Annotated in this window: 10 protein-coding genes and 1 pseudogene; 4 read left to right on the forward strand and 7 right to left on the reverse strand. The window is 33.2% G+C overall.

Annotated elements, in window-relative coordinates; translation table 11 throughout:
- The 5 genes from ACTCAF_RS10010 to ACTCAF_RS10030 all read right to left on the reverse strand — a co-directional run.
- A partial coding sequence (locus tag ACTCAF_RS10010; RefSeq protein WP_463063142.1) for a DUF554 domain-containing protein occupies positions 1-638 on the reverse strand: 638 nt, incomplete at its 3' end.
- Positions 638-1,207: a phospholipase D-like domain-containing protein gene (locus ACTCAF_RS10015; RefSeq protein WP_463063143.1), complete on the reverse strand. Its 570-nt coding sequence runs from the start codon at positions 1,205-1,207 to the stop codon at positions 638-640. The genes ACTCAF_RS10015 and ACTCAF_RS10010, both read right to left, overlap by 1 nt.
- Positions 1,170-1,727, reverse strand: a complete 558-nt coding sequence (yihA, locus tag ACTCAF_RS10020; RefSeq protein ID WP_463063144.1) for a ribosome biogenesis GTP-binding protein YihA/YsxC — start codon at positions 1,725-1,727, stop codon at positions 1,170-1,172. Before yihA ends, ACTCAF_RS10015 begins: the two co-directional genes overlap by 38 nt.
- An 11-nt stretch (positions 1,728-1,738) precedes the next feature.
- Positions 1,739-2,584, reverse strand: a complete 846-nt coding sequence (locus ACTCAF_RS10025; protein ID WP_463063145.1) for a DHH family phosphoesterase — start codon at positions 2,582-2,584, stop codon at positions 1,739-1,741.
- Between the two features lie 5 nt (positions 2,585-2,589).
- Positions 2,590-3,009 carry a secondary thiamine-phosphate synthase enzyme YjbQ gene (locus ACTCAF_RS10030; protein WP_463063146.1) on the reverse strand — a complete coding sequence of 140 codons (420 nt, stop codon included), beginning with the start codon at positions 3,007-3,009 and terminating at the stop codon, positions 2,590-2,592.
- Between the two features lie 70 nt (positions 3,010-3,079).
- On the opposite strand from ACTCAF_RS10030, the gene ACTCAF_RS10035 reads away from it, so the two are divergent.
- The gene (locus tag ACTCAF_RS10035) at positions 3,080-4,483 is read left to right on the forward strand and encodes an NAD-binding protein (protein WP_463063147.1); all 1,404 of its coding nucleotides are present in this window, start codon (positions 3,080-3,082) and stop codon (positions 4,481-4,483) included.
- A gap of 1 nt (position 4,484) precedes the next feature.
- The gene (locus ACTCAF_RS10040; protein WP_463063148.1) at positions 4,485-5,645 is read left to right on the forward strand and encodes a cation:proton antiporter; all 1,161 of its coding nucleotides are present in this window, start codon (positions 4,485-4,487) and stop codon (positions 5,643-5,645) included.
- On the opposite strand, the gene ACTCAF_RS10045 is transcribed toward ACTCAF_RS10040, so the two are convergent.
- Complete coding sequence (locus tag ACTCAF_RS10045) at positions 5,646-7,535, reverse strand: putative nucleotidyltransferase substrate binding domain-containing protein (RefSeq protein ID WP_463063149.1); 1,890 nt, start codon at positions 7,533-7,535, stop codon at positions 5,646-5,648.
- Positions 7,525-8,340, reverse strand: a complete 816-nt coding sequence (locus ACTCAF_RS10050) for a mechanosensitive ion channel family protein (protein WP_463063150.1) — start codon at positions 8,338-8,340, stop codon at positions 7,525-7,527. The genes ACTCAF_RS10045 and ACTCAF_RS10050 overlap by 11 nt, the downstream gene beginning before the upstream one ends.
- 95 nt (positions 8,341-8,435) lie before the next feature.
- On the opposite strand from ACTCAF_RS10050, the gene ACTCAF_RS10055 reads away from it, so the two are divergent.
- Together ACTCAF_RS10055 and ACTCAF_RS10060 are read left to right on the forward strand one after the other, a co-directional pair.
- On the forward strand, positions 8,436-8,843 hold the full coding sequence (locus ACTCAF_RS10055) for a ClpXP protease specificity-enhancing factor SspB (protein ID WP_463063151.1): 408 nt from the start codon (positions 8,436-8,438) through the stop codon (positions 8,841-8,843).
- A gap of 1 nt (position 8,844) precedes the next feature.
- A pseudogene (locus ACTCAF_RS10060) lies at positions 8,845-9,233 on the forward strand (mechanosensitive ion channel family protein); the annotation flags it as partial.

The raw sequence follows: 9,233 nt of genomic DNA on the forward strand, positions 1-9,233 counted from the left end.
AGCATATTGGCTGTTTTTATTTTAGTAAGATTTAACATATTAAGTCCAATCCCTATAATAATTATTCCGCCAGCTACAGATATACCGTTTACATATATTTCATTTTCCATCAAGAAGAGGGCACCTGAAGCAAGAAGACTAAGACCGCCCTGATAAACAAGTATAATAATCACTGAAAACAAAACACCAATACCAAGCGTAGATGATAAAATAATTGATGACACTCCATCCAGCATACTTTTGACATACAATACGGACGGGTCATTGTTAAGCCCATCTTTTATTGCACCGATAATTGTCATCGAGCCAACACAAAAAAGTATACTTGACGTAACAAAGCCAAGGACAAAAGTGCCGGAATCAGTCTTTGTTTTTTTCTGTATATATGCACCCAGGTTATCCAATTTTTTTTCAATATCAATCATCTCTCCAAATATTGTGCCCAGTACAAGCGAAATGAGTACGGCCAAAAAATCATGCTTTTCAAAAGCCATTTTTATACCAAGTACAATCACAGAAAGCGCCAATGCCTTTAGTACCGAATCTTTTATATCTGCTTTTATTCTTTTCCCGAAAAAAAGACCTATAATTGTTCCTAAAGTCACTGTAGTTGCATTTACTAAAGTTCCCGTTATCATTATCTCACCAAACTTTTTATGTATTTTATACTCTCTTTAGCTACACCTTCAGACTCGATTCTTACTGTTGACTCATGATTATACTTAAATGCACTGTGAGTATAGTTATGACTCCCCACATAAGTAATTTTTCCATCTATTACCATAATCTTGGAGTGAGTCCTCACATCTTTTGAGTCATATATTACCTTTGCGCCGGCTTTTCTAAGCTCTTCACCTGTCTCTTTATTAATTTCGGTTGTAATGTCATCCCCCTTGCCAATATCCATTACCACAAAAACCTTTACACCTTTTTTTAAAGCCTTAAAAATGGCATCCTCCAAAATTGCGCTCATTTGAAAGCTGTTGTCTGTAGTCTTAAACATATAAATGGCAATAAATATATCCTCTTTTGCATCAAGAATATCTTTTGTCATAATATCAAGAAGCTCCCTGTCGGGCAGAAAAGTAACCTTTGCGTCATAACTTTTAGGTGTAGCATAAATATTTGTAATGGAGATATAAACAGCAAAAGCTGCTGCAAAAAGAAGTTTAAAATAAAATTTCTTTAATTTTCGTCCACGTCTCATCAATACCCCTTTTTTTCAATGCCGAAAATATAACAATATTCTCCTTTGACACCCCTACAGCATCACATATAATTTTTACCTGTTTGTAAATCTCATTATTGGAAAGCTTGTCAGACTTGTTAAGCAAAAACAAAGTATCTTTATTCAATTCATAAAGCATATTTATAACACTTATGTCATCGTTTGAAGGTATCCTTCTGATGTCAAGAATCAGCACACATAATTTTAATTGCTCTCTTTGTGAAAGATAAGTATAAATATTTTTTGACCAGCTTTCTTTTTCTTTTTTTGATACCTTAGCGTAACCATAACCCGGCAAATCTACAAAAAAGAATGTTTTTTCAATATCAAAAAAGTTTATCAGCCTTGTTTTACCGGGGGTTTTACCTGTTTTTACAAGACTTTTCCTGTTTAAAAGTGCATTGATTACACTTGATTTGCCAACATTACTTCTCCCTAAAAACGCAATTTCTGGCAAATTATGCTGAGGATAGTCTTTTGGCAAAATAGCAGATTTCACAAATTCAGCATTCAAGCAAGCACCCCGCACCTTTTTAAAAAATCATTTATGCAGAAGTCAAAATCCGTAGTAAAACCAGCAGCATTTTTATGACCTCCGCCGCCGTTACCAACAGCAATAACACTCACATCTATATCATCTTTTGAGCGAAGCGAAACCTTTTTCTTCTGAGCATTTATTATAAAAACGTATTTTGCATCAGTATGTTTTAAAATATGATGACCAAGCTCAGAATTATACTTTTCCGCAAAAATTACAGCAAACCTCCTTTTTTCAACATCTTCAAAGAAAGTAATATTTTTTAAGCCGTTGTCAAGATATTTGGTTTTTGACTCCTCCTCGATTTCAAGCAACATCTTCTCACTATCATCAAAATCTATGGAAGGCTTTTTCAAAAACCTGGCCACAAATCTGTCTATCCCGACAATGGAAAAAAACATATTCATTACTAAACTGTTATCAATTTTTAAATGCCACATATCATAATCATTCACAACTTCTGCAAACTCCTTGTATTCTTTTACATCACAACCAAGCTCCTGAAGCCACTCATATGTTAAAAGGGTGGCTGATTTGGTAGTATCGTGGTAGGAATCGATTATTTTACTCAATTCTAAAGATGTCATATGATGGTCTATAAAAAAAAGCTCAACATAGTTTTTTAAAAAATGAGCTGTTTCAATGGTTGGTGAAAGATCAGTTATTACTATTTTGTTGTACCTGTTGTAATTTTTTATTAGAAATCCATCTATTTCATCATAATTAAGATAAACAGTGTCAGCAATATCAAGAAATTTTTTAAGCAAAACAGCGCACCCTGCCCCATCCATATCGTTATGTGTTACATGCAAAATCATCTTAATCACTCTCCTATAATCTTTATCAGTACTCTTTTACGTCTTTTGCCGTCAAACTCACCATAAAAAATTTGTTCCCATGGGCCAAAATCAAGTCTTCCATCAGTAACAGCAACCACAACCTCTCTCCCCATAATCTGTCTTTTCAAATGCGCATCGCCATTGTCCTCTCCAGTCAAATTATGTCTGTATAAATTTAAAGGCTCATGCGGGGCAAGTTGTTCAAGCCATCTTTTATAATCGCTATGCAGCCCTGACTCATTGTCATTTATAAAAACAGAGGCAGTAATGTGCATAGCATTTACAAGACATAAGCCTTCTTTAATGCCACTTTCGTCCACCGCCCTTTGCACTTCACCAGTAATGTTTATGAATTCAACTCTTTCAGAAGTGTTAAACCAGAGTTCTTTTCTGTAAGATTTCATTTTGCACCTCGTAAAATTTGTGGTATATTTCTAACAAAATAATTTGTAATAGTAAACAAAGGAAAACAATATGATAATAATATGTGGTGTTGGTTTTTTTGAAGAGCAACTTATCGCAAGTATAACAGATAGGGAAATACTTGTAATTGAGATGGATAAAGAAAAAGCTGACGCGGTACAATCAAAATATCCTAATGTTAAATGTATTGTGGGGGATGCAAGCAGTATTCTCATATGGAAGAAAATTGATCTTGAAAATATTCAACATATTATCACCGCATTCAGAGACTCGGATGTAAGTCTTGAAATATGCTTTTTTATACGAAAAAAATTCAAACTGGAAGTACCAATCCTTGTAATAACATATTCCAATACAGACAATGACAAATTCTCGGAGTTTAGTGTTACAATTATTAACCCCCTTGAAATTTCTATAAATGTCATACTCAATAAACTGGATAAAAACTATTCGAGAGCCATCGATATAGGTATCAAAAAAGGTGAAATAATTGAAATGAATGTTTTGTCAAAGTCTCACCTAACAGACAGAAAATTAAAATATATCAAACCATCAAACTGGCATGTGGCAGCTCTTTACAGAAACAATGAAATAATAGTCCCTAATGGCAATACCAAAATTCAAGTAGGCGACAAAGTTATAATTTTTGGTGAACCCAAAGTCGTTGAAAATCTCGCCAACATATTCCTCAAAGGGATACCGCAATTCCCTTTGCAATATGGTAAAATAATGTCAGTATATCTTTTTGCCAATAAAGACCTCCAATATCTGAAAGAAACGCTCTTTGTATTCAAACACATTAGAGCCCAATCTTTAGAACTACTTACAATCAATTTTGATATAGATAAAAGTTTATTGGAAAACATAATCAAGGAAAATAAAATCTCAAAGGACTTTTATACTACCAAAACAGAATCTGTTTTTGAAAACCTTAACAGACCAGATAACAGTATAAATACATTTATTTTAAGAAAATCTACTTTTTTAAGAAAATTAAAAATAAAGCAAATTTTAAAAGAAACTTCAAAACCGACAGCCATATTAAAAGCTAATGATAAATTTAGCAAGATTATAGTTAGCCTTAATAGTCCGGATATGTCTCATATACTCGAAATTGCTGTTGAACTTGCAAGGCTTTTTAATATTGAAGTACATGCCGTTTACACTACAATGCCAAAGGCTCTGCGAAACCATGAAAATGAAGAATACCTTCAGGAATCTTATACAATTATAAATGACTTCAAGCAGATTTATAAAATAAATATCGAGTACACAGTCCTGGAGGGTAACCCGGTAAGAGAAACTCTCAAGTTTTTAAATAATGTTCAAGGAGAGCTATTTGTAATTGGCTATGAAAAGTTTAATCCGGGTTCATTCTTCAAACCTTCAATCGCCTATTATATTTCCACAAGGTCGACTCTTAGCACAATATTAATTCCACAGAGTGTAGATTAAAATGTCTATTTATGAAGCTGTTCTTTTACTTATAATGGCAATTGGAGCTTTTGTCTCCCCATATCTGAGCAAAAAAATCAAACTACCAATCCCTGTTATAGAAATACTTTTTGGGATTTTAGTCGGTTCATTTATACACATTGAACAACATGCATTTTCAATAATTAAATTTATGTCAGAGTTTGGCTTTTTGATTTTGATGTATCTTGCGGGACTTGAGCTTGATATTGAAGAGCTCAAAGAAACACCTAAAAAAGAATTTTTTATCTATACGGCGTATTATTTGATAATAATAGCTTTAACACTTGTATCAGCTTTTATTTTTGATATATCTGTCCCACTTGTTTTGCTTGCCTCAATGACTGCAATAGGCCTTCTTTTTCCGATACTCTCAGAAAGCGGTACACTTCACACACCTACAGGCAAAAATTTACTGGTAATTGGTAGTGTTGGTGAAATAATAAGTCTTATCACTATAACTGCAACCACAATTTATTATAATTACGGCATAAGCTTAAAAGCACTACACCATATTGCAGAAATAGTTTTCTTCTGTATTTTTGCGTTTTTCTTCTTAAAAGGTTTAAAACTCTACTCATGGTGGTATCCAAACACATTGTTGAAAATTGTGAGCAGCGAAAACAACGCAGAAACAGGCATGAGGACAAACTTTCTTAATATGCTAATGTTTGTAGCCCTTGCGGCCTTTTTAAATATAGAAATTATAATCGGAAGTTTCATCGGAGGAATGCTTTACGCAACAGTTTTAAAAGAAAAGGAAGATATCAGAGAAGGTTTTGAAATGTTTGGCAATGGTTTTCTTATACCTATATTTTTTATATATGTTGGTCTTTCATTTGATATATCAAGCCTTGCAAACACAAAAGTGCTTCTTTATTCATTTGCACTATCTTCAGGGATATTGCTTACGAGAATGGTGGCAAGTGTAATTTTTATTTTTGCTGACATACATTTAAGAAGTCTTATCACCATACCTATCGGCACTTCTTTTCCTCTTACACTTCTTGTAGCCTTTGCTGAAATAGGCAGGTCAACAGGGATACTTACAAATGAAATGGCAAATGCAGCCATTTTGACATCAATATTTACGGCAATTTTTTACCCATCATTGTTCAAAGTAGCTTTAAGGTTTGCCAAATAACTAAGGGTGTCCTTTAAAATATTTAATACTATTATTAAGGTATTTGCTGGTTGTACCAATAGCATTTTTAAGTCTGGTCTGATTGTAGTTTGAAAGCTCTGAAGGGTTAATATACTTACTCACTTCTTCCCCGGATTTTGCCTGTTTTATCTGATTTCTTAAAATGATATCAACTATAATCTCGTAAGCTTTTTTGACCTTACCAACTGTTTCCTCAGATAATATATGTTTTCTTTCAAGATGATTAAGCCTTTCAATTGTATTCAGACTACTTAACTTTTTTGCAAGTGTATAGCTTCTCGTCACATCCACAATAATTGACAAAGCATAAGGTTTAAGATTAATCATATCTTTGTATTTCCCCTCTTTTTCCACTAAAAACTTCCCAAAGATAGACAAAGGTGATTTAAAGTTTGTATCATTTTCAAGAAATTGTATCAAAAATACAGGTTTTTCAGAAATAATATCAAAAATAAACTCTTTCAGCTCCCAAACAAGGTTGTCTTTACCGCAAAATGTTTCCATGTCAAATATGATAGATGATCTTAAAAACCCGCCTTTTAGAGAAGGGTCATTAACTATTTCAGCAATGCTTCTTTTCCATTCAGATAAAGTCTTTGACATATCAGGATTTGTTACCATTATATTTCCGGGACATTTTTTATATCCTACGTACTCAAGGTTATCAGTGAATTTTTTCCCAAATTCAAGAAGTATGCTTTTTTCAGAGAAACTCAGTCTATCATCAAATATAAACCCATTATCCTGGTCAGGCTCAAGCATCATCTCCTTTCTAGCTCCGCTCCCCATAATTATAAGAGCATGATCGATATCACAAATATTTACACCGGTTTTCCTGAAAAATTCATCGGCAGTTATTTTGTGTACCTGTTTCTGGATAGCTATATGTATAGATGAAATGATAGGCAAAACATCCGAGGTCAATCGACTATTTTCTATCAGCTCTGCTGCAATTTTATACAACCTGTTGTAGGCCGATTTAAGCTCATCAAGACTTTCTGCTATCTCAACATTTGCTGTAAATATACTGGCACTGTTGTATAATGTCTTTAAAATATCTTTATTGGAAATAATACCGATAAGCTTTTCATTCTTAACAATTAATGCATACTCCTTATTTTTTGCCTGCATCTCCCCCAAAACTTCAACCAACGGATATTCCTTGGGAACTTTGATAACATCCCTGTCAACAAAATCACATATTTTGGCATTAAGTCCAAAATTTAAAGCATCAGGCAAAAACTTATGCACAAGTGTCTTGGCAGTCAAAATACCGGTAATTTTTCCATCTTCTGTTACAACAAGGCTTCCAGTCTTATGCAAAGACATAATTTTACTCGCTTCCACGATTGAAATCCCTTTTTCAACAGTAATAACAGGAAATGTCATATAATTGCCAACCGGTTTATATGTAAAGCTTTTGGAAAAAGTTTCATCTTTGTTTTGAAAAAGCTGCAACCTTTCATTTACTACTGAGTAAAAATATTTTGCAAATTTTTCGCTTGAGCTTATCAGAAAATAGACGGTGATTTCCGGCAAATACAACAAACTGCTGTTCTCACAGGCTATTGCAGTCACGACATAGCTTGATTTTCCAAGAAATGTTGTAAGTCCGGCAAAACTGCCGCTATTTAATTTGCCAAGAATATTGCCTTTTGAGTTTACAAGATTAATTTCTCCCGAAACTACAAGATATACCCCCTGATGATAGCTTTCATCCTTATTGAAAAGAATCTCCCCCTTATTTAAAAAAACCTCCCGAACATCCCTCTTTATTTTTTCAACAACACCGTCTTCAAAATAGTCGAATATCCTAAGACTACCTATCAATTTTTCAAATTCAGATAAATTCAGCTCTTTACTTAACATTTTCAACCTTTTTCACAGAAATATCCATTTGAGGATAAGGGATACTGATTTTGTTTTTATCAAACTCTTCCTTGATTTTTTCAAGCAAATCGCACTTTAATTTAAAATAATCACTTGTTTTCGTCCATACTCTGAAGGCAATGTCTACTCCACTTTCCCCCAAATTAAAAACACCAACAAAATATTCAGGCTCTTTGAGCACCCTTTCATCTGACGTAGCAAGCTTTACAAGGATATCCTTTGCAAGTTTTATGTCATCCCCATAATCGATACCCACCACTATATCAAGTCTCCTTATATCTTCAGCAGAATAATTTATAATTTCAGACCCAGTAACCTTTGAATTTGGGACATAAACCACCTTGTTATCGGGCGTTTTTATTTTTGTACTAAAAATTGAAACCTTATCTACCGTGCCAAGTATCCCACCTATTTCCACGGTATCACCCACTTTAAAAGGCTTTGTCATCAAAATCATAACACCTGAACCAAGGTTAGACAGATTATTTTGCAGAGAAAGACCGATAGCAAGGGTTGCAGCACCTATAACTGCTGCTATGGATGTTGTCTTTAGTCCAAGCGTGTTTAGAGCTACAACAATTGAAATTATAAAAAGAGCATAATAAATCAGGTCACCAAAAAACTTGCTGACCATCTCATCTACCTTTGCTTTTACCATTGCCTTTCGACTTATATTTTTAATCCTTGTAGCCAAAAGCTTACCTGCAAGTATTATCAAAATTGAGATCGCAAGCTTAATGCCATAGCTTACTGTCATATCGAGATAAATATCCAGTTTATTCATATTGCCTCCTTTGGATTAATAATACATTATACACTCTAACAAATATAAATAAAACAACACTTTTAAAACTAAAAATTATATGGTACTATTTCACTATGAATGCAATATTAAAGTTAAAACTTATTAAAGAAATTTTGACTTCGGGTGAAAAAACATATATGCATCTTATGCCACACAAAGGTCTAATAATTGGGAAAAGAGGGCTTATCGGAGAGGAAAAGGAAAAGGGAATTTTGCTTGTATTTGGGCAACAATCATACAAAAACCTCAATATTTCGGAAAATTTCATAGTAGTTGATATGCGCTTTTCAGGAAAGTGGGAAACATTACATATACCTGCAAACTCTATCACCACCATCTTCGATTCACCTGTATCACCAACTTTTGTTTTCAACTTCAATATTGAAAAAGAAGATATATTTTTAGATAACAAAGAAAAAAAAGCACCTGTAATAACAAAGGAAAATGAAAAGGTTATAAAAATAGATTTTAAAAAGGATTGATATGGAACTTTTCACTGATTTTAAAGAATTACTTGAATACACCATTTTAAATATCAAATTAAAAAATCTACTCATTTTCTTTGCCATTATTTTTATCTTTTTTTTACTTAAACAAGTACTTGCAAAAATAATTCTGGGGACTTTAAAGAAGCTTGCCGGCAAAACCAAATCTGAATTTGATGATGAACTTTTAACAGCAATAGAAAAGCCTTTAAAATTTGCCATTGTCATATTCGGCTTCTTTGTTGCATTTTCAAACATTTATCTTCCACCAAATGCAAGAAGCTTAGTAGCCCACTTAATTAATTCCCTCTTTATATACACTGTATTCTGGGCCATATACAGATGTGAAGTCCTCCTTCATAAAATGATTGAAACATTTTTAAAAAG

The sequence above is a fragment of the Deferrivibrio sp. genome (genome assembly GCF_055117995.1).

Excerpts from the sequence above, each read along its gene's own strand:
- ACTCAF_RS10015 (WP_463063143.1), bottom strand. The coding sequence starts at position 1,207 with ATGAGACGTGGACGAAAATTAAAGAAATTTTATTTTAAACTTCTTTTT.
- ACTCAF_RS10025 (WP_463063145.1), bottom strand. The coding sequence starts at position 2,584 with ATGATTTTGCATGTAACACATAACGATATGGATGGGGCAGGGTGCGCT.
- ACTCAF_RS10030 (WP_463063146.1), bottom strand. The coding sequence starts at position 3,009 with ATGAAATCTTACAGAAAAGAACTCTGGTTTAACACTTCTGAAAGAGTT.
- ACTCAF_RS10035 (WP_463063147.1), top strand. The coding sequence starts at position 3,080 with ATGATAATAATATGTGGTGTTGGTTTTTTTGAAGAGCAACTTATCGCA.
- ACTCAF_RS10040 (WP_463063148.1), top strand. The coding sequence starts at position 4,485 with ATGTCTATTTATGAAGCTGTTCTTTTACTTATAATGGCAATTGGAGCT.
- ACTCAF_RS10045 (WP_463063149.1), bottom strand. The coding sequence starts at position 7,535 with ATGTTAAGTAAAGAGCTGAATTTATCTGAATTTGAAAAATTGATAGGT.
- ACTCAF_RS10050 (WP_463063150.1), bottom strand. The coding sequence starts at position 8,340 with ATGAATAAACTGGATATTTATCTCGATATGACAGTAAGCTATGGCATT.
- ACTCAF_RS10055 (WP_463063151.1), top strand. The coding sequence starts at position 8,436 with ATGAATGCAATATTAAAGTTAAAACTTATTAAAGAAATTTTGACTTCG.